Raw genomic sequence first — 19,923 nt, forward strand, 5'->3', positions numbered from 1 at the left:
ATGTCGACGATTCAACACATTTTAAACTTGTCGCTCGAACAGGTCGTCGGTGACCGCTTCGGGCGTTACTCGAAATATATCATCCAGGACCGGGCCCTCCCGGACGCGCGCGACGGGCTCAAACCCGTTCAGCGCCGCATCCTGTATGCGATGCACCATGAAGGTAACACGAACGAGAAACCGTACCGCAAATCGGCCAAGACGGTCGGTAACGTCATCGGTAACTATCACCCGCACGGTGACAGTTCCGTCTATGAGGCGATGGTACGCCTGTCGCAGGACTGGAAGTTGCGTTACCCGCTCATCGATATGCATGGGAACAACGGCTCAATGGACGGCGACTCGGCTGCCGCGATGCGGTATACCGAGGCCCGTCTGTCGAAGATCGCCGGTGTCATGCTGACGTCGATCTCGAAGAACACGGTCGACTATACGCCGAACTTCGACGATTCGACCGAGGAGCCGCTCGTCTTGCCGTCACTGCTCCCGAACTTGCTCATGAACGGGACGACAGGGATTTCTGCCGGTTACGCGACCGAGATTCCGCCGCACAACTTGACCGAGGTGCTCAACCTCGCCATCGCCCGCTTGAAAGGTGAGATCGAGACGACGAATGACGCTTTCCGTTATATGCAAGGACCTGACTTCCCGTCTGGCGGGATCGTCATGGGCAAAGACGGCATCTTGAAGGCGTTCGAGACCGGCAAAGGCAAGGTCATCATCCGTGCCAAATCGGTCATCGAGCCGCTCAAAGGCGGCCGTGAACAGATTACGATCACCGAGCTCCCGTATGAGGTGAACAAGGCGAACCTCGTCAAGAAGATGGAGGAGCTCCGTCTCGACCGCAAAGTCGAAGGCGTCGCCGAAGTCCGTGACGAGACCGACCGGACCGGCGTCCGCGTCGTCATCGAGTTGAAGAAGGAAGCCGATGCGGAAGGTGTGCTCCACTTCTTCTTGAAGCATACCGACCTGCAGCTCGCCTATAACTACAACATGGTCGCCATCGTCAACCGGACACCGAAACAGATGGGTCTCTTGTCGATCATCGACGCGTATTTGAAGCACGTTGAAGAAGTCGTCACCCGTCGCACGACGTTCGAACTCGATCAGGCGAAGAAACGCGCCGAGATCGTCGACGCGCTCGAACAGGCCATCTCGGTCCTTGACGAGACGCTCGAACTCATCCGTTCGGCCAAAGACAAGTCCGAGGCGAAGCAGAAGCTTATGGAGCGGTTCTCGTTCTCGGACCGTCAAGCCGAAGCGGTCGTCATGCTCCAATTGTATCGTTTGACGAACACGGATATCGTCGAGCTCCAAAAAGAGGCGAAGGCGCTCCAAAAAGAGATTGCTCGCCTCGCCAACATCTTGAACGTCGACGCGACGAAACGGAAGCTCATCTCGAAAGAGTTGACCGCCCTCCGTGACGAGTTCGGCGACGCACGGCGCTCGGTCATCGAATCGGAAGTCGAAGAGTTGAAACTGAAGACAGAGGTCATGATCGCCGTCGAAGAGACGATGGTGTTCGTCAGCCGCGACGGCTACGTCAAACGCTCATCGATGCGCTCATACGGTGCCTCGAGTGAAGACATGCCGGACATGAAGGCGAAAGACCGTCCTGTCCTCGTCACCCAGGCGATGACGACGGATTATCTGCTCGTCTGGACGAACAAGGGCAGCTACTTGCTCATCCCGGTCCATCAGATTCCAGAGTCGAAATGGAAAGACGCCGGACAGCATGTGGCCAACCTCGTGCCGATCGAAGGCGAACAAGTCGTCTCGGCTGACGTCGTCTCGACGTTCGACACCGACGCGCACTGTCTGTTCGTGACGCGTGAAGGGATGGTCAAACGGACGCCGCTCCGTGACTATGACGCCCAACGCAAGTCGAAGGCGCTCATGGCGCTCAAGTTGAAGGGTGACGACGAGGTCGTCTTCGCCGGGATCAGTGATGGTCCAGGCCAATTGTTCCTCGTTTCGGAGCGCGGCTATGGCCTCTGGTTCAAAGAAGATGACGTTCCGGTCGTCGGGCAACGTGCCGCCGGCGTCAAAGCGATGAACTTGAAAGATGGCGATGTGGTCGCCGATGCCTTCGCCTTCTTCACACCGCCACTGTTCGTCCTCGTGACGCAACGTGGAGCGGTCAAGAAGATGAAGCTCGAGGATCAGTTCGACTGCACGAACCGCAACTTGCGCGGGACGATGCTCATCCGCGAAGTCAAGTCGAAACCGCACCAGATTCGTCGTGTGCTCCCGGTCCATGACGATGAGACGCTCCACATCATCGGGAAAGAGAACGCGAAGACGGTCAAGACGAAGCAATTGACGCTCTTGGACCGCTACGCCAACGGCTCTTTCGTGTTTGATGAAGAGACGTTCGGTGAGATTGAGGACGTGTATCTCGATTAACGTATGAACCCCTGTACAACAGACGTTGTGCAGGGGTTTCTTGGTTTCGATATACTAGAAGGAATAGAAGAAATCGAATCCACTAACGAGGAGACATTCCATGCACGATTTGCTGAACGACCCAAACATGAACAATTATCCGGAATTCCGCACATTTTGTGAATTGAAGAGTCGAGGGTTACGAAAACAGGCACTTGCCTCTATGACACCGTTTCTTAAGACGGTGGAGACGTGGGATTTTGATCAGCGACAGGAATTCGTTGCCTGGCTATACACGCATGACGAATCGTCCGACCGAGCCGATTCCTATAATGTGTTCGTATATTCGCTCGTAACGAATGTACTACAACCGACTCTCCATGAGTGGAAGCAACGTTTCCCGAATGACCCTCGTCCTTATCGCTGGCTGATGGAGTATGAACAGGCATTCGCACTCGGTGGGCTAGCCGAACAGATTGCCGTCGAAGCGCTCATGGATCAAAAAATATTTGCCCTTTGGTTTGCGTTTCATCACATTAACGAAGATCTCTATCTCAGCGAAGTCGATGAGGATCGAGAGATCATCTTAGAAGCGAGGAAGCTGAACCAATCCGTATTGAGCGAGGAAAAACGAGCGGATTATGAAGCGGAGTTGGATCACTACAGTGACTTGCTGGCTGATTGGGTGTCGTACACTCAGTCCGGTCCAGATGATGAGAGTTTTCTCGACTGGTGTGAGCGGAACGAACGGGATTATCCGTTCACCGGCAGCTATTATTACGAGGGATGAACAAAAGACGCACGAGGCGTCTTTTTGTAATCGCGATTCAGATTCCAGCCTCCATGAGATAGCGCTCCAAATCGGCCTGTTGGCGCAAATGATGACGGCTATGCATCTCGATGAGGTCATACCATTCCTGGGCGTTCAGCCAACCGAAACCGCCATGTTGGGCTTTGACGTCAGGGTTTGCCGCGCGGGCGATCGGTTCAAGGCGCATCAATCGCGCAGATAACTCGTCGAGTCGTCGCTCGAGCGTCTCACGCTTGTCCGTGTTGTTCGGAGGTTGGTTCATCTCATCAGGTAAACGGATTTTAATCGGAGGGAACCCGCCGGCTTGAAACAATCGTTCACCGAACTCGGTCTTCCCAAGCGGTTGCTCTTCGTGTGAGGCGAGACAACGTTCAATCTCGTCTGCATATTCTTCAGCCACCACGATGATATGGTCGTACATCTGTCCGATTGACCAGACATCTATTGCTGCCTGATAGCGCAACTGCCGTTCGGTATAGCCGTCCAAATCTTGTTTGAACTGAGATAATAGCGAAATCGCCATATCCAACCTCCTTCGATTTAATTCTCTTTCCAGTATACCATGGGAACATTGGCTGATTTTTTCAACGCCTCGCCACATTAGTTTCTCTTAGGAGCGGGTATTTCTAAAAGGAACAACGATCCCTTTTGGCGAATGGGACAGGAGGACAAAATATGGGGGGATACGTATGTCACAGTGGCTCGATTGGGCCAAGCGGCTACAGGCGCTGTCACAGGCTGGCTTGACGTTTACGAAAGACGAGTTCGATCGCGAGCGTTACGTCGAAATCCAACGCATCGCGACCGAGATGTTCGAACAACAATCTAATCTCGAGTTGCATGAAATTACCGAACTGACGCATGTCGATGGTTATCCGACACCGAAGCTCGACGTACGCGGTGTCGTTTTCCGGGACGATGCGCTCTTGCTCGTCAAGGAGCGGTCGGACGGGCTTTGGACGTTACCAGGTGGTTTTTGTGAGGTCGGGCTGTCCCCGGCACAAAATATCATCAAGGAGATTGAGGAAGAGGCTGGGTTTCATGTCGTACCGGTGCGGCTGCTCGCGTTGTTCGACATGCATCATCACGACCATCCGCCACTGTCGCAGCATTACTATAAGCTGTTCATCGAATGCGAGCTGATTGGTGGGGAGGCGCAGGTGAGCCATGAGACGAGCGACGTCGCGTTCTTCACGCGGGACAACTTACCACCTTTATCGACCGCGCGTAACACGCAGGAACAGCTCTATATGTGTTTTGAGGCAAGGTGGCAAGAGGATTGGATCACGTTACTTGATTAAGGGGAGGGGACTCTATGAAAGTCACACGGATTGATCACGTCCATCAACTGACATTCTATGCGCCCGTATTACCGATTAACGTTCAGTTGATTGAACGAGAGCTCGGACTTGTTTTGATTGATACCGGTCTTGCGCGTAATGCGGAAGCCATCTTGGCATATATCGAGGCGCAGGAACGTCCGCTGCTCGCCATTTTGCTGACTCATGCGCACGGCGACCATGTGGGCGGTGTTGATACGATTTTGAAGGCTCATCCCCATGCCGAATTGTACGTCTCGCGCCGAGACGCCCGTCTCCTCGAAGGGGACAAAACGACCGACCCGGATGAGCGGCCGCTCAAACTGAAAGGATCCCTCCCGAAAATCCACTCCTTGCCGGATAAACTGCTCGACCCGGGTGAGCGCTTGTTCGGCCTCCGCGTCTATCCGGCAGCGGGTCATACGCCGGGCTCCGTCGCCTATTTCGATGAGAAGGAGCGGATGTTATTTGCCGGAGATGCGTTTCAGACACGTGGGGGAGTCGCCGTGGCAGGGGACGTCCGCCCATTGTTCCCGCTCCCGGGAGTCGCGACATGGGATAAACGGGCAGCGGTCGAACATGCGGAGAAGCTGATCGACCTCGCACCGCGCCACACGTTCGTCGGGCACGGACAGCCCGTCGTCGGGACACACCGGCTCTATTTGGCGCTGAAACGGGCCAAACGCAAGCAAGCACGTCTATTTTTAGGATAAACCGGGGGTGCGGACAGATGGAATTACACGAGATACAGACGACAGATTATCAACTGGCCGAGCAGATGCTCGAGATTCAACGGAACGCCTATGCGGTCGAGGCCGAGCTGATTGGCTTCGATGAGATTCCGGCGCGTTATGAGACGGTCGAGGTGATTCAAAATCTGCCAGGTACGAGCTATGGCTTATATAACGACGGGCGGTTGATTGGATTCATCACGATTGAAGCGGCTGAGAACACGGTCGAAGTCACGAAATTATGTATCGATCCGAGATATTTCAGGGCGAGACTTGCGACGACGTTGCTCGAACACGTGCTCAGTCTGCACGAGGACAAGCTTGTCTATGTGCATACCGGCAAACATAACGGGCCGGCCAAGAAGCTGTACACGAAGCTTGGGTTCGAACCGAGTGCTGAGTTTGAACCGGAACCGGGTGTCACATTGATTCGATTTACGCGATCTTGAATCCCTTTTCTCAAATTTCAGATTCTGTCTCACTACTTAAAGTATACTAAAGCATTGAGACAGAGTTTTATTTTTACTGATAATATATGTTATGTTAACTAAAAGAAAATCAAGAGAATATCGATGTCACATGTGACGTCTCTCCTCTCGAAAAAATCAGAATAGCTTGTACCAATACAACGTCATGTCGATGTTCGGATTGCCGATCTGTTTGAGCGTATCGACACCGCCGAGCGCGAACCCTTCTTTCGCATAAAATCGACAAGCGATCACGTTATCGTTTTGTGCTTCGAGCGACAATCCAAGCAACGAGTGCCCGTTTGCCCATGTCTCTGCAACTTCCATCAACAAATGACCAATCCCGCTGTGTCGATAGCTATTACGGACCGAGATGTTCTCGATATACGCAAAACGGTTCCAGTCTTTCACCACACGAATCTGTCCGATACATGACGTCTCGTCGAACGCCAAGAATACTTGTTTGTCCTCACTGTTGATGTATTCCGACCAGTCCAGCAAGTCGTCCGGAAAGCTCGTCTCATGTGCTTTCTCATATAACTGTTCCTCATACGTCCAAACCGCGTCAGAAAAGCTCGGAATGATTTTCCCGATGACTGGCAACGGATTGTTCGCTTCATTCACGACACTGATGGAATACTCATCTAACGCTTTGATCGTGATGTTTTTGGCTTCTTCCATTGCATCTTTCTCCCTTCATATGTACTGACCGCTCCATCCCAGAACTACATAGTCTCGCCAGACTAGACATACAGTGACGGTCATGAGATCAGAGTCGGTGGCTCGGTCGACAACACTTCGATGACATCATGTGATGTCAGGAACACGTAATGCTGAATATTATAAACCGTTTCGTAAATGTTTGTTGATTCTTCAGCTAGCCATTTTAAATAGCTGGAATCGGTCACTTGAAAGAGTGTCCAGTCGCCAAAAAAATCAGGGTCATCATGTTTGTATAAATGTTCTAGCGTTCTAATAAGCGTTCCTTCGTCTGTATTTCGATACGACAACACAAGTCCGTCAAACAAGAATGTATATGTATTCTCATACGCATCAGTAAATACGAGTGTTAATCCGTCTTTATCATCAATTAAAGCCTGCAGATACAGCTTATCCGGTATCTCAGAATTGACGGTCCATCTTTCCCATTTTTCCATCTTCACCCTCCTTCCCTCATTTTGATCTGTTACAAATCATCCGCTACCATTTATCATACATGAATGAATATTGTTACACGCGTGGAAATGGCTTAACCAACATGATGGTATTCCAACTTAAACCGCGTTGTTGAATCCGAGATTGATTCATCTGTTTCATCATAATTAATAAACTGTGTCATTCGATTGAATCGTTCATTCAATGCCGTGATAGCGCTTTATGTATTTATGTTTCAAATACAACTAACTAACTGTTTTAAAGTGTTTGGGAGTTGCCACAGAACGGGGAGCATGCTATTTTTAGACAGATGATAACTTAAGGAGGAACTTGAATGAAACGTATGACAAAAGGTTTGGCAGCATCTTTATTATTGGCTGTCCCGCTCGCGGCGTGTGGTGATGCTAGCACCGATCAGGCCGAAACTTCGCGCTGGGACGAAATCAAAGAAGAAGGTACGCTCACGGTCGGTACGGCAGGGACGCTCTACCCCGCTTCGTTCCGGGAAGAAGATAGCGATACATTGACTGGGTTTGATGTCGAGCTCATGAAAGAGATCGGGAAGCGTCTCGACCTTGAAGTCCAATTCAAAGAGATGGCGTTTGACAACATGTTGACGAGCGTCCAAAACGGACAAGTTGACGTCGCCGCGAACGATATCTCGGTCACAGAGGACCGGAAAGAGAAGTTCGCTTTCTCGACGCCATACAAATACACGTACGGGACGGCCATCGTACGTAAGAGCGACCTGTCTGGGATCGAGTCACTTGAGGACTTGAAAGGCAAGAAAGCCGCTGGGGAAGCGACGACCGTCTTCATGGACGTGGCACGTCAATACGAGGCCGAGGAAGTCATCTATGACAACGCGACGAACGACCAGTATCTTCGTGACGTCTCGACAGGACGTACCGACGTCATCTTGAACGACTACTATCTTCAGACCCTCGCCCTCGCCTTCTTCCCTGAGTTCGATATCACGATCCACCCGGATATCGCCTATAACCCACAGGAAGTCGCATTCTTGATGGATAAAGAGAATGCAGAGCTCCAAGAGAATATCGACCGCGCCCTTGCCGAGATGCTTGAAGACGGTACGGTAAAAGAATTGTCGGAAACGTTCTATAACGGAGCCGATGTCTCGGTAGAACCGGACGTCGACGCGACAATCGTCGAATTGGACTAAACAATCATGTTCGAAGGTGTGAAATGGGAAGCAATCTTTGACGTCGACCTGGCTGTGCGTTCATTCCCTTATTTGTTAGGTGGCTTGCCGAACACGCTTTGGATCTCATTCGTCAGCATGTTCTTCGGCTTGTTGCTCGGTCTCGTGCTCGCCCTCGGTAAACTGTCACCGTCACGGTGGCTTCGGTTTCCGTCGACGTTTTATATCTCGTTCATGCGGGGTGTGCCGATTCTGATCATCTTGTTCATCTTATATTCAGGGTTCCCGTTCATCGGTATCGAGTTCGCGGCGCTGACGGCGGCGATTATCGGGTTCAGTCTGAACTCGGCTGCCTATATCGCGGAAATCGTCCGAGCGGCGATCCGTGCCGTCGACCCGGGACAAGTCGAGGCGGCCCGATCACTCGGGATGACGAAGTGGCAGACGCTTAAAGGGGTCGTCTTGCCACAGGCGACGCGGATCGCCCTCCCCCCGCTTTCGAACGTATTCCTCGATTTGATTAAAGCGAGTTCGCTCGCCGCCATGATCACCGTTCCGGAAATTTTCAATAAAGCGAAAATCGTCGGGGGCCGAGAATTCGATTATATGACCGTCTACTTGGTCGTCGCCTTGATTTATTGGGGCATCTGTACATTCATGTCGTTCTTCCAGGACTGGCTGGAGCGGCATTTTGAACGCTATTTGGATACACCGAAACGATGACTGACTTGCCTCATACAGGCAGGTCAGTTTTTTTGTCGGGCGGTTATTGCGGAAGTGACATGATATAGTCAACCTATTCCATATTGCGATTCAAAGGAGAGACATCGCCTATGTTCTCAAAGTTATTATTCGGATCATCCGTCCTCATCACACTTACGTATATTTTGTTCGATGGGCCGGCCTGGGTCAGTGCTTTAAACCCATACACGAGTCTGATTGTCCTTTATTACTTAGTTTTTAAGTTTCCAAGCCGGAAAAGGGCGAAAACATCTTCTTCGGATTGACCGTACGCGACGTACATAATTTGAAGCGACGTTCTTTAGCGTTCCATCTCAATCCGAGAGTGTGCTATGATTTTCTTAATTATCAGAAAATAGACGGGGGAATTTCATTATGGTGCAACAATGGACGACACATTTAAATAGTTTAGTGATTGGGCAGTCAAAAGCGATCAAGCTGTCGACGATTGCCTTACTTTCAGGGGGGCATGTCTTGCTCGAGGACCGGCCAGGAACCGGGAAGACCACGCTCGCCAGGAGTCTTGCCTCCTCTGTATCAGCCGCTTTCCAGCGCGTGCAATGTACGCCAGATACGCTACCGAGTGATATTTTAGGGATGGAGCTGTTCAATCCGACGACGGGTGCGTTCGAGCGACGGACCGGTCCGATTTTCACGTCAATCTTACTCGTCGATGAGATCAACCGGACGACGCCACGGACCCAGTCGGCGCTTTTAGAGGCGATGCAGGAGCGCCAAGTGACGCTCGGTGAGGTGTCGCTTCGTCTACCGGACCCATTCTTCGTCATCGCGACGCAAAACCCGTTCGACGGGCAAGGGACGTTCCCGTTGCCGCAGGCGCAACTCGACCGTTTCTTATTCAAACTGTCACTCGCCCCGCTGTCTCGAGAGTCGGAACGCCGGTTGCTGCGAAACGAACACTTGAGTGCGGCCCCTTTTACGTTGCAACAAACCGAACTTGCCGAGATGCAGCAAGCCGTCCGTGACGTCTTGTTTCACGAGGCGATGGAGGATTATCTTCTCGATTTCGTCGAGGCGCTCCGTCATCACCGGGATATCGAGGTCGGACCGAGCCCGCGGGCGACGCTCGCCTATACGATGGCAGCTCGGGCGCATGCCTATATGGACGGACGGGATTACGTGTCACCGGAAGACATCCGCGCGCTTGCCTTACCGATTCTCGGGCACCGAATCGTCTTGACGGTCGAGGCGTCGCTCAAGACGAAGCCGTCTAAATTGATTAAGTCCGTTTTGGAGACCATCCCGGTCCCGTCAGAGGTGTGACATGCAACTCGTCAGCCCTCGCTACCTCGAGTCCGGATATATGTGGCTCTTATTCGTCGTCGGGGTGTTCACCGCCCTCTACGGGAACGTCTTCCTCGCGAGTGTGATTATCGGCTTCAGCCTGTATGCGCTCATTATGCCGGAGCTACTGTTCCGGCTCGCTGAATACGTCCATGTCGAAGTGACCGACGAGCTGAAGCTGTTCCCGAACGACGAAGAGACGTATACGCTCAAACTGATTTCGACGGCACCTGTGCCCCTTGGTGTCGTCCGCTTGTCCGGCTATCTGCATCCGACCGTCGAAGCTGAGGCGCACGCGTTCTGGCGCCAAGAGAACTATATAGGACGTGAGGTCGCCGTGTCCTATACATTGCCGCTCAAGGCGATCAAGCGTGGCCCAATCAGGATGGAGTCAATCGGGATGGAGATTCGTGACCCGCTCCGCATGTTCTCGCTCTATAAGGAAGACCCGCTCGACCGCATCGGGTATGTCTTCCCTGAATTCTTGCCTTATCCGATTCCGAAGCGTCCGCCGACATTGCCGGGCGAGGAGATGGTCCGTCATAGTGCCTACCGTGACCCGGAGACATTCCAGTCGGTGGCGCCGTATCACGGGCAGCCGATGCGGCAACTGTATTGGTCGGCCTACGCGAAGACAGGTGAACTGCTCGCCCGCACCGAGCAACCCGTTCAAGCGAACGAATATGTCGTCGTGCTCGACTTGCTGACGAAAGACGGGCGTGCCCTCACTCATCAGATGGAACGGTTGATCTCTCAAGCCGCGGCGCTATGCCGCGATTTCGAGAAAGAGAACGCCAGCTATGGGCTGATTGTCCCGACACTGACAAAGGAAGGCATTACCTATGACCTCGCCCCAGGTAGCGGTGAGACGCATTTCCGCAAGGTCATGACGACGCTCGCCTGCCTGTCGGAGCGGGATTTCCCGCTCGCCCGGTCGCTGTTCGAACGGAAGGTCGCCAAATACGGCGGCAGCCAATCGATTTTACGGCTCGGAGGTGACGGCAGATGAGACTGCTTTGGTGGGTATTCGCCGCTTTCTATGTCGGTCACGTGTTTCCGCTCGTCTTTCTGTTGACGTTCCGCTTGCCGCGCAACTGGCAACTCGTCGTTCAGACGGCACTGAGCGTCGCCGCGCTCTTGTTCTCCTATGAGATGAGTGTCACGCTACTGTTGTTCACCTATATCCATGCCTTTATCCGGACGCTCGACTGGACGGACCGTTACGCGATTGCCAGTGTGCTCTTCCTCATTGTCGATTGGTTGTTCCCGCCGGCGTCACAGCCGCTCGCGATGATCGTCTTCCCGTTCTTGTTCTTGTTTTGGCAACGGAGCCTGTATTATCGCCGTGACTATAAACGGATGTTGTCAACGCTTGTCGTCGCCCTTGCTGTCGGTCTTGGCTTGGCTGTGATCATCCGGACCATCAAAGAGCTGCTGTTCGGCAATCTCGTCGCCTGGATCCAGCCCATCCTGATATGGATCGGCGGGTGGTTCGACGGAGTCGATCTAGATCCGACCGATCGTGTCAACCGGATTCTCGTCCCGGACAATCCGAACATCGATGCCGAGACGATTTCAAACGAGACGTTACTCGAATCGGCGACGAACCAGTCACTGTTCTTGATTCTGGCTTTTCTCGCTTTGCTCGTCGGAATGATCGCCTTGTTCATCTATGTGCAACGTCGAAAAGAGATTCATGAGGATGTGAATGTGTCGAAACCACGATACGAAGCGACGGATGCCATTCGACGCTTCACACGGGCCCCACGCCACGTCCGGCTGCTCGATGCTGGGAGACGGCTTGAACAAGCTCATCCTCGCCAACGTGAGGAGACCGTCTTGGAATGGTTCGACCGCATTGGGTTTACCGAAGGGAGCCGCTTCGCCACATGGCTCGAGGCGGCCGAATATGGAGAGAAAGAAGCCCCCGTATCCATCGTCGAGGCGTTCGAGCGACAGGTCACCCAGACGCTCAAACAATAAAACCAGCCAGACGCCAGGATTATCCCGGCGTCTGGCTGGTTTTTTTAGAGGATTGGGCTGAGCAGACGGGACACGCTCTCTTTGAAGCGGATCCATTTCGTTCGTGTCTCATAACGCTCAATCGTCAATCGATTGGCGCTAGCCATGTCGCGTTCGAACGCATCGATGACGGACTGCGCCACCACCTCGTCATAGACGAGTGCCGAGATCTCGAAATTGAGACGAAAACTCCGGGCGTCGATGTTCGTCGTGCCGATCGAGGCGACTTCGCCATCGATGACGAGCGTCTTCGCGTGCAAGAACCCGCCTTCATACGTATACACCTCGGCCCCGTAGCGGACGAGCTCGGCCGCATTCGTATACGTTGCCCAGTAGACAAACATATGGTCCGGCTTGTTCGGAATCATCAGGCGAATCTTCGTCCCGGACATGAGCGCATTGCGGCAGGCGTCGAGGAAGCTGGCGTCAGGGATGAAATAAGGGGTCTGGATGTAAATCGTCTCTTTCGCCTCGGTGATCATCTTGACGAGCATGTTTTTCAAGTGCTCGGTCGATGAGTTCGGGCCCGAGGTGACGATTTGCACCGGTGATTGGGCTGTCTCAATGAGAACGGACGGCCAAATGATTTCCTCTTTCTCAGCCCGATGCTTCGTCGGTACGGCACGGTTCCAATCGAGGAGGAAACGTTCAAGCAGTTCTCGGACCGCCTCCCCCCTTATCCGTAAGTGCACGTCGCGCCAATAGCCGAACTGTCGATTCGTCCCGAGGTATTCATTCCCGACGTTGAAGCCACCGATATAGCCGATGTCTCCGTCGATGATACATAACTTGCGGTGATTGCGGTTGTTGACGCGGAAGTTGATGCCGAGGCGTGACGGGAAAAACGACTTCACCTCGCCGCCGTGCGCGAGAAGCTGTTTGAAATGGGAACGCCGCAATCCTCGTGATCCTACCGCATCATAGAGCAGACGTACTTTGACACCATCTTTGGCCCGTCGCGTGAGCGCCTCGATGAGCGCTTGTCCGAGCGAGTCATTTTGAATGATATAGTACTGGATATTGATTTCACGTGTCGCTGTATCAATATCGTGGAACAGCGCCTCGAACTTTTGCTCTCCGTCATGGATGACGTGAATCGCGTTTTGGTACGTCATGAGCGCGTTCGTGGATGACAAATTCAAACGAGCGAGTCGACGATATTTGGATAAGAGCGGGTCACGGGCGAACAAACCTTCATGCGCATCGAGCTCGGTCAGCTGATTTTGCACATGTTCCGCGTATTCATGCCGCTGCTCTTCATCGATTTGGTAGAAATTATTCGATTTGATTAACCGTCCGAAGAAGATATAGATGAAGAAACCGAGCAGTGGGATGAAGAACAGGACAAGCAACCAGGCCCACGTCGAACCGATATCACGCCGCTCGAAGAAGATGATGGTGACGGCGAACGTGACATTCAGGATAATCAATACAATGCCAAGAACGCTTAAAATGATTTCTGTCGGGATCATCACATTTCCCTCCCTTTTACTCCCTTACATACCCGTTCTCGTCAGAATAGTAATGGTGAGATATGTGTCAAATTTTAAATATTTCCGTTTCCGGGTAAAAAACAACAGACATGTCGTTAAATCACAATCAGAAATGAGGACAAGACGATGGAGACGATGATGATCGGCTTTAGCTTGATTGTAGCAATCGGTGCCTTGGCGCAACTATTCGCTTGGCGGTTCGACCTGCCCGCTATCATTATCATGACCGTGGCCGGAGTGCTCGTCGGACCAATCTTCGGATGGATTGACCCGGTGACGATGCTTGGTGACTTGTATAGTCCGTTGATTTCATTTGCTGTCGCCCTTATTTTGTTTGAAGGAAGTCTCGGTCTGGAATTCCGTGAAATTCGCGAATATCGAAAAGTGATTGCCCGGCTCGTGACGGTCGGTGTCCTGCTCTCGTTTATCGCCACCTCGGTTTTGCTGATCACCGTCGGGGACATCCATTGGCTCCCGGCCATGACACTTGGCGCTTTATTCGTCGTGACTGGGCCGACGGTCGTCATCCCACTCTTGCGACAAGCCAATTTGGTGCCGCATGTGGCGAACGTATTGAAATGGGAAGGCATCATTGTCGATCCGATCGGGGCGCTCCTTGGCCTGTTCGTCGTCCAATTCGGGTTCGCGTTCTATCAAAATGACAGCTTGACGACCCATCTTCCTTTTCTCGGCTCATGCTTGGTCGGGATTTTATTGGGGATTGTGTTCGGCGTTGTCTTGATGCGTTCTTTCGCGAAAGGAAGAGTCCCTGAGTATTTGCAAACGACACTGACATTGAGTGGCGTGTTGCTCGTCTTCTCGATGAGCGAATGGGTCATGCATGAGGTCGGTCTGCTCGCCGTGACGGCAATGGGGCTGACGATGGCAAATTCGAAATTCGCACGTCCAGAGATTCTCACACATCTCCGTGAATTCAAAGAGAACGTGTCCATCCTTTTGATTTCGTCGGTATTTATCATTTTAACGGCCAGTTTGAGCCGGACCGATTTACTTGCTGTCTTGCACGTCCCGATTTTGCTCTCGATTGCCGGCATCTTGTTCCTCGTCCGGCCACTCTCGATTCTTTCGGCGACGATTGGGACGCCATTAGTGAGGAACGAGCGATTGTTCATCGGTTGGATCGCTCCTCGCGGTATCGTGGCGATGACGGTGACCGGCTTCTTTGCGGCTGAAATCACAGAGCTCGGTGTGACAGATGCTGAGAAAATGTTGCCGATGACACTCGGTCTCGTTTTTTTATCCGTGACAATCCATGGGTTGACCATCAAACCGTTCGCAAAACGTCTCGGACTGAACAAAGTCAAGAATCCTTGGAGCTGAATACACAAAAAAACACCGCGCCTGCGGTGTTTTTGGGGTAAATCGATTAGTTTAAGACTTTGATTGTGATTGATTTACGACCGAAGTTGAGCGCTTGCTCTTGTGTCGGCATCAAGAGGTCAATTTTGTTCCCTTTGATGGCGCCACCAGTGTCTCCAGCGATTGCTTCGCCGTACCCTTCAACCCATACTTTAGAGCCGAGTGGGATGACTGAAGGGTCAACCGCGATGACTTTTTGGTTCGGGTTCGAGCGGACGTCGATTCCTGTTGCCGTGATTCCTGAGCATCCTGCACAATATGGCGTGTAAGCCGTTGCTTCCACAGTCATCGTCTTACCTGAAGCCGGAGCTTGGGTTTGCGTTGTCGACGTAGACTGTTTCGTCACTGGTGCAGATGTTGATGCTTTTGGTTTAGCGGCTGGTGCGCTGTTCGCAACCGATGCTGCTTTGGCACCTTTTACAGAGAATTGTTGACCAGGGAAAATGAGATCTGATTTAAGACCGTTCCATGTCATCAATTGGTTGACAGATACGCCGTTGTTTGTCGCGATGCGATACAACGTGTCGCCTGCTTTAACTGTATACGTGCTTGCTGAAGAAGAAGAGCTTGCTTTTGCTTCAGACTTTGCGAGCTTCAATACTTGATTCGGGTAAATCATATTAGAATTTAAGCCGTTCGCTTGTTTAATGTCATTAACTGATACACCGTTGTTCACGGCGATACGGTAAAGTGTATCTCCAGACTGAACTGTGTGTGTTGATGCTGCCGAAGCTGGAGCAGCGACTCCTAAACTAAGGCCAGCGAGTGCCGTTAGTGTCAATAGTGGTTTTTTCATAAGAATATTCCTCCCTTTTCTAACGCTCCCTTACTGTAACACCTGTATATTTCACTGCCGTTACAGGAGGATATGAGAGTCATATCAGTTCAGTTACAGAAGCTTTCAAGGAGATGAGAGGAATCTGAATTTTTACAATCTAGATACAAATGGCTTTGTTGAGCCGTTTTCGACTATACTAAAGAGAAGAGAAAGGAGGTTTTAGTCTTTGGAACTATTACTGCTATATTACATTGTGACTAATTTACTAGCGTTTATGTCATTTTTCCTCGATAAACGTCGTGCCAAATCAGGGGAATGGCGTATTTCAGAACGAACGCTCCTCATTCTCGTCTGGATCGGTGGAGCATTCGGCGCCTATGTTGCGATGCGCCTCTTCCGTCATAAGACATTGAAGCCGATGTTTCGAATCGGGGTCCCGATTGCCATCTTGGTGCATGCCGGGATCACGGGCTGGTTCATTTTCTGACGCCATTATATAGAAGAAACTCGTTCAGACCGTCCAGCGGAGATGAATTCAAAATGTCTGGATTGACGCTTGATGGCGAGAAAATAAAGTCTTCAGCCGGTGCAAAACCGAAATAAATGTTCGATTGTTGAGGTGTTTGGATGAATGTCGAAGAAAATGTGATTGATGTCCAGTCGTGGACCGGACGAACGATGGAGATCGGGTTCGCGATGACTGTACAGTTTCAAATTTGGCTGGTGACGCAAGGAGAAGTCGAGGTTCGAATTAACGGTACCCGTTCAAGGCTTCGTACCGGGATGGCACTTTTACTCGACCGCGGACAAATCACAAAAGTCGAGCGGAACGATGACGCGTTTCAAATGACGATGCTTCATGTCGACCCGTTCGACTTGGTGGCACCGCCGCTCACGGAGCGCTATGTCACTCCGTTCATCGAGACGATTGGCCATCACGTGCTGCATCCGGCTGAACCGGGTGACAAGGCCATCCTCGAGACGCTTCATAAAGTAATCAGAAGTTTAAAGAAAGACTCCGTTTTCGCATTGTTCGATGCGACCTTGCAGCTTGCCGTCGTCTGGCGCTATTGGATTCAACGGCAACCCGTGACGAGACGACATGGGCAGGAACGCATGCAACGCATGATCACTTACATACACGACCACGACACGATGAAACTGTCGCTTGAAGACATCGCCGCTGCCGGTGGACTGAGCCGGGCGGAATGTTGCCGTTACTTTTCAAAATGGGGAGACACATCGCCGCTCGCCTATGTCCAAGACGTCCGGATGCAACGGGCCGCCCGTCTGTTGTGTGAGACGGACAGTCCGGTCGCTGAAGTGGCAAACCGGTTTGGCTTTACGAGCGTGAGCCATTTCGTCCAGACGTTTAAGAAAGTGCATCATCAAACACCGCTCGCGTTTCGCAAGCAGAAGACATAACAAAAGCCGACATGCGTGTGTCGGCTTTTTTCGTCAACGGGCGGTCCACCCGCCGTCCGCTTTCAATACGTCGCCATTGACGAAACTCGAATCATCGGAGGCGAGGAACAACGCGACCTTGGCGATCTGCTCCGGTTCACCGATCGGGGCCTCCCCTGCCCCTTGGATGGCACGCATCCCGAGCTCGCTCGGCGCGGTGATGGTGGCGCCAATATTCGTATTGACCCCGCCCGGCGCGATGGCGTTGGCCCGAATCTTGTTGAACGTGCCGTACGTGGCAGCGATGTTTTTCGTCAGGCCGATGAGTGCGTGCTTCGAGGCGACGTATGAGGCACCGCCCCGTGTCCCGAACAGACCACCGACCGAGGCGTTATTGATGATGACACCGCCCGTTTCTTGCTTGTCCATGACGTTGATCGCGGCCCGTGCCAGTTTCATCGGTCCGGTCAAGTTGACGGCGATGACCCGGTCCCACACCTCGTCGGTTACTTCACCGACGGTCAAAAAGTTGTCCATGATGCCCGCATTGTTGACCAAGATGTCGAGCGAACCGAACGTGTTCGTTGCCGTCTCGACCATGTTGTCGATGTCTTCTTGTTTCGTCACGTTCCCGGCGACGCCGATGGCTTCCCCGCCGCTCGCTTTAATGTCTGAGGCGACCGCCTCGACCGAGTCCCCGTTCATGTCGACAGCAACAACGCGTGCCCCTTCTTCGGCAAATAGTTTTGCGATGGCCCGCCCCATCCCTGACCCGGCCCCGGTGACGAGCGCCGTTTTACCCGATAATTTCACACCGCATTCCTCCTTGTTGAGAAAACTCAAGAGCGACAGAGAAAACGACATGTGCCACCTGCTCACGTGTCATTAGTCTATACCCGGATTTGGAGAAAAACGTATCTTTGTTTGGAAGAATCTGCTTTTGTTCACGTCAATGGTCACGTACAATGAAAGATACAGATATTGGGAGTTGGAAGGTGGGATTCGATTGGGTAGGTATTATGCAGAAGTGATCGGGAGCGGGTCACCCGTTCTATTTTTACCGGCTGGAGGATTCACCGGAGAAGAAGGCCGTTCGCTCGCCGAGTCGTTGCGCAACGACTTCGAAGTTCATTTGTTAGATTTGCCAGGGTTCGGGCGAAGTGAAGGAATCGAGCAGATTGTGTCGTCCGAACAATTGGCGGATTGGATCTACGGCTACGTCGTCACACATCGACTCGGACCTGTTCACGTAATCGCACATTCGCTCGGTGGTGCGGTCGGTCTCGCTTTCGCCACCCATTATCCCGAGCAAGTGGAGCGGCTCGTCTTGCTCGACCAAGGACATAAGGCGTTCCCGCGCGTTCCGTTAAAAGAGTATGGGGTGTTCGGCCTTACCGTCCCGCTCCTGAGCGGACTTTATCGTTTGATGGGACCACGGATTATAGAGCGGATGGAAAGAAAGATTGTTTCAGACGAGCCGACCCAGTCTATCTCAGACGAACGGTTCCAAACTTTCTGTGCGAAGACTGGTCTTTCGGAACGAGATGAGATTCGACGTGTACTGGACGCCCCGGCTAAGCTAGGACGAGGTGGATTGAATCTGTTGTTCGGCTTCTACCATCTTGACGTGCCACAGCTCATGCGGACACTCCAAGTCCCGACGTTACTTTTTTACGGTGATTTCGTCGGACTGGACGACAAAGAAGCCCGATTGACGGGGGCAGCCATATCGAATCTGCAACGGCATGAGTTGCCAATCACCTACATACAAATGACAGGCGGCCATTTCGTCCATTGGAACCCAGCGTTTCCGATTGAACAAGTGCGACAGTTTTTACAACCTGAGAAAGCGAGCGGTCTGTCATGAACCATCAGCAAAAGATTGTCCTCATTCTTGTGTGCTTATTGTTGTTATCAGCCGGAGTTGCCTGGGGAGTCGAGTCGACGAAGCAGCCACAGTTGCCCGAGGGAGCGGATCCAATTCTCACTTACACTCTCGATGACCGTGACATGAGTCTTCGCTTTTTCATGAACAGTTTTGCTGTCGACGAATGGAGCGAAGACATATCTATGCAAGGTATGGGCCTTGAAATTACCATTGACGATCGCGTCGAGTCGATTACATCGCGTTCGCTGTCAGAAGAAGAGCTCACGTGGTCAATCGATAGCCGCACGTGCGGGGATCGGTCAGAATGTTCCCCATACGACATCCTTTACGGGATGAACCACGGTATGACGACCCTAGTCGTTGTCGAGTTGAACGGGGAGCGGTTCGAACCGGAACTGTTGAAGACAAAGGCCGGGAATGACGTCTGGTTTGTCCTCGTCGACCAAATCGAGTCGATTGAGTCCATCACTGGCTACGATTCTGAAGGGGAAGTATCCTACCGCTTCAACAACTAAAAAAGAGACGGAGGACGGCTGTCCTCTCATCTCTTAGCGTTCACAGGCGATGCCGTCCTTATCACGGTCTTTTGATTCATTCGCTTTGTAAAGCGAACTGTTGGCGTAAGGCTTGTACTTCGTCTTCCCGCCTTTGTTTTTCGTCGTCTTCGTTTTGGCGACACCGCCCTTGTACGTCTTATTTAGCTCGGTACAGTTTTTGAATTTTTTCGGTGCGGCGTCCACGGTTTCTGACGGCGCGACGCTGAGCGTGAACAACGCGATGCCGGCGATGGTCGCACGAAGTAGCTTCTTCATAGTTGTTTCCTCCTTAGTCACAAGCGATATGCGTTACCATTCTCATCTATTATAGGAGAGATTAGGATAA

The 19,923-nt window shown here is 52.2% G+C and carries 22 protein-coding genes; 15 read left to right on the forward strand and 7 right to left on the reverse strand.

Translation table 11 applies throughout. From position 1 onward, the window contains the following. Positions 1 to 2,406, forward strand: coding sequence for a DNA topoisomerase IV subunit A (gene parC / locus EVJ34_RS00345; RefSeq protein WP_131484414.1), 2,406 nt, complete (start codon positions 1 to 3; stop codon positions 2,404 to 2,406). 100 nt (positions 2,407 to 2,506) lie between these two features. Next, entirely contained in the window at positions 2,507 to 3,175 is a 669-nt protein-coding gene (locus EVJ34_RS00350) for a hypothetical protein (RefSeq protein WP_131484415.1), read from the forward strand. A gap of 37 nt (positions 3,176 to 3,212) precedes the next feature. Here EVJ34_RS00350 and EVJ34_RS00355 read toward each other — a convergent pair whose 3' ends face one another. Continuing rightward, complete coding sequence (locus EVJ34_RS00355) at positions 3,213 to 3,719, reverse strand: DinB family protein (RefSeq protein ID WP_131484416.1); 507 nt, start codon at positions 3,717 to 3,719, stop codon at positions 3,213 to 3,215. A gap of 166 nt (positions 3,720 to 3,885) precedes the next feature. Between EVJ34_RS00355 and EVJ34_RS00360 the strand changes: the two genes are divergently transcribed. From EVJ34_RS00360 to EVJ34_RS00370, 3 genes are read left to right on the forward strand one after another with little or no spacing between them, the layout of a single operon-like run. Further along, the gene (locus EVJ34_RS00360) at positions 3,886 to 4,497 is read left to right on the forward strand and encodes an NUDIX hydrolase (protein ID WP_131435055.1); all 612 of its coding nucleotides are present in this window, start codon (positions 3,886 to 3,888) and stop codon (positions 4,495 to 4,497) included. A gap of 14 nt (positions 4,498 to 4,511) precedes the next feature. Next, positions 4,512 to 5,228, forward strand: a complete 717-nt coding sequence (locus EVJ34_RS00365) for an MBL fold metallo-hydrolase (RefSeq protein ID WP_131435053.1) — start codon at positions 4,512 to 4,514, stop codon at positions 5,226 to 5,228. Positions 5,229 to 5,245: 17 nt separating this feature from the next. Beyond that, the gene (locus EVJ34_RS00370) at positions 5,246 to 5,695 is read left to right on the forward strand and encodes a GNAT family N-acetyltransferase (protein ID WP_131484417.1); all 450 of its coding nucleotides are present in this window, start codon (positions 5,246 to 5,248) and stop codon (positions 5,693 to 5,695) included. A 156-nt stretch (positions 5,696 to 5,851) separates the two neighbouring features. Here the strand turns inward: EVJ34_RS00370 and EVJ34_RS00375 are convergent, their stop codons facing one another. Further along, entirely contained in the window at positions 5,852 to 6,394 is a 543-nt protein-coding gene (locus EVJ34_RS00375; RefSeq protein WP_131484418.1) for a GNAT family N-acetyltransferase, read from the reverse strand. A gap of 80 nt (positions 6,395 to 6,474) precedes the next feature. After that, positions 6,475 to 6,870 (reverse strand): hypothetical protein, encoded by a 396-nt coding sequence (locus EVJ34_RS00380; RefSeq protein ID WP_131484419.1) that lies wholly within the window; start codon positions 6,868 to 6,870, stop codon positions 6,475 to 6,477. A 332-nt stretch (positions 6,871 to 7,202) separates the two neighbouring features. On the opposite strand from EVJ34_RS00380, the gene EVJ34_RS00385 reads away from it, so the two are divergent. The 5 genes from EVJ34_RS00385 to EVJ34_RS00405 all read left to right on the forward strand — a co-directional run bounded on the left by EVJ34_RS00385 (position 7,203) and on the right by EVJ34_RS00405 (position 12,059). Beyond that, on the forward strand, positions 7,203 to 8,051 hold the full coding sequence (locus tag EVJ34_RS00385; RefSeq protein ID WP_131435045.1) for a transporter substrate-binding domain-containing protein: 849 nt from the start codon (positions 7,203 to 7,205) through the stop codon (positions 8,049 to 8,051). 6 nt (positions 8,052 to 8,057) lie between these two features. Then, positions 8,058 to 8,753 carry an amino acid ABC transporter permease gene (locus tag EVJ34_RS00390; RefSeq protein WP_131435043.1) on the forward strand — a complete coding sequence of 232 codons (696 nt, stop codon included), beginning with the start codon at positions 8,058 to 8,060 and terminating at the stop codon, positions 8,751 to 8,753. A gap of 393 nt (positions 8,754 to 9,146) precedes the next feature. Next, positions 9,147 to 10,055, forward strand: a complete 909-nt coding sequence (locus EVJ34_RS00395; RefSeq protein ID WP_131484420.1) for an AAA family ATPase — start codon at positions 9,147 to 9,149, stop codon at positions 10,053 to 10,055. A 1-nt stretch (position 10,056) separates the two neighbouring features. Then, on the forward strand, positions 10,057 to 11,085 hold the full coding sequence (locus EVJ34_RS00400) for a DUF58 domain-containing protein (RefSeq protein ID WP_131484421.1): 1,029 nt from the start codon (positions 10,057 to 10,059) through the stop codon (positions 11,083 to 11,085). Continuing rightward, positions 11,082 to 12,059: a hypothetical protein gene (locus EVJ34_RS00405; protein WP_131484422.1), complete on the forward strand. Its 978-nt coding sequence runs from the start codon at positions 11,082 to 11,084 to the stop codon at positions 12,057 to 12,059. Before EVJ34_RS00400 ends, EVJ34_RS00405 begins: the two co-directional genes overlap by 4 nt. Positions 12,060 to 12,103: 44 nt before the next feature. On the opposite strand, the gene cls is transcribed toward EVJ34_RS00405, so the two are convergent. Then, the gene (gene cls / locus EVJ34_RS00410) at positions 12,104 to 13,570 is read right to left on the reverse strand and encodes a cardiolipin synthase (RefSeq protein ID WP_131484423.1); all 1,467 of its coding nucleotides are present in this window, start codon (positions 13,568 to 13,570) and stop codon (positions 12,104 to 12,106) included. Between the two features lie 147 nt (positions 13,571 to 13,717). Here cls and EVJ34_RS00415 point away from each other — a divergent pair, with 147 nt between their 5' ends. Then, positions 13,718 to 14,932, forward strand: a complete 1,215-nt coding sequence (locus EVJ34_RS00415) for a cation:proton antiporter (protein WP_131484424.1) — start codon at positions 13,718 to 13,720, stop codon at positions 14,930 to 14,932. Between the two features lie 46 nt (positions 14,933 to 14,978). Here the strand turns inward: EVJ34_RS00415 and EVJ34_RS00420 are convergent, their stop codons facing one another. Continuing rightward, positions 14,979 to 15,767, reverse strand: coding sequence for a LysM peptidoglycan-binding and 3D domain-containing protein (locus EVJ34_RS00420; RefSeq protein ID WP_131435031.1), 789 nt, complete (start codon positions 15,765 to 15,767; stop codon positions 14,979 to 14,981). Between the two features lie 208 nt (positions 15,768 to 15,975). Here EVJ34_RS00420 and EVJ34_RS00425 point away from each other — a divergent pair, with 208 nt between their 5' ends. Both EVJ34_RS00425 and EVJ34_RS00430 read left to right on the forward strand, forming a co-directional pair. After that, entirely contained in the window at positions 15,976 to 16,236 is a 261-nt protein-coding gene (locus EVJ34_RS00425; RefSeq protein ID WP_236634539.1) for a DUF1294 domain-containing protein, read from the forward strand. Between the two features lie 140 nt (positions 16,237 to 16,376). Further along, the gene (locus tag EVJ34_RS00430; protein WP_131484425.1) at positions 16,377 to 17,174 is read left to right on the forward strand and encodes an AraC family transcriptional regulator; all 798 of its coding nucleotides are present in this window, start codon (positions 16,377 to 16,379) and stop codon (positions 17,172 to 17,174) included. Between the two features lie 33 nt (positions 17,175 to 17,207). Here EVJ34_RS00430 and EVJ34_RS00435 read toward each other — a convergent pair whose 3' ends face one another. Then, complete coding sequence (locus EVJ34_RS00435) at positions 17,208 to 17,966, reverse strand: glucose 1-dehydrogenase (protein ID WP_131484426.1); 759 nt, start codon at positions 17,964 to 17,966, stop codon at positions 17,208 to 17,210. Between the two features lie 193 nt (positions 17,967 to 18,159). Here EVJ34_RS00435 and EVJ34_RS00440 point away from each other — a divergent pair, with 193 nt between their 5' ends. Continuing rightward, positions 18,160 to 19,020 (forward strand): alpha/beta fold hydrolase, encoded by an 861-nt coding sequence (locus tag EVJ34_RS00440; protein ID WP_161568875.1) that lies wholly within the window; start codon positions 18,160 to 18,162, stop codon positions 19,018 to 19,020. After that, positions 19,017 to 19,556: a hypothetical protein gene (locus EVJ34_RS00445; protein ID WP_131484428.1), complete on the forward strand. Its 540-nt coding sequence runs from the start codon at positions 19,017 to 19,019 to the stop codon at positions 19,554 to 19,556. The genes EVJ34_RS00440 and EVJ34_RS00445 overlap by 4 nt, the downstream gene beginning before the upstream one ends. A 33-nt stretch (positions 19,557 to 19,589) precedes the next feature. Here the strand turns inward: EVJ34_RS00445 and EVJ34_RS00450 are convergent, their stop codons facing one another. Next, entirely contained in the window at positions 19,590 to 19,853 is a 264-nt protein-coding gene (locus tag EVJ34_RS00450) for an excalibur calcium-binding domain-containing protein (RefSeq protein WP_131435021.1), read from the reverse strand. Positions 19,854 to 19,923: the final 70 nt, after the last annotated feature.

Origin of the sequence: Exiguobacterium sp. SL-9 (assembly GCF_004336985.1) — a bacterium.
Lineage (GTDB): Bacteria > Bacillota > Bacilli > Exiguobacteriales > Exiguobacteriaceae > Exiguobacterium.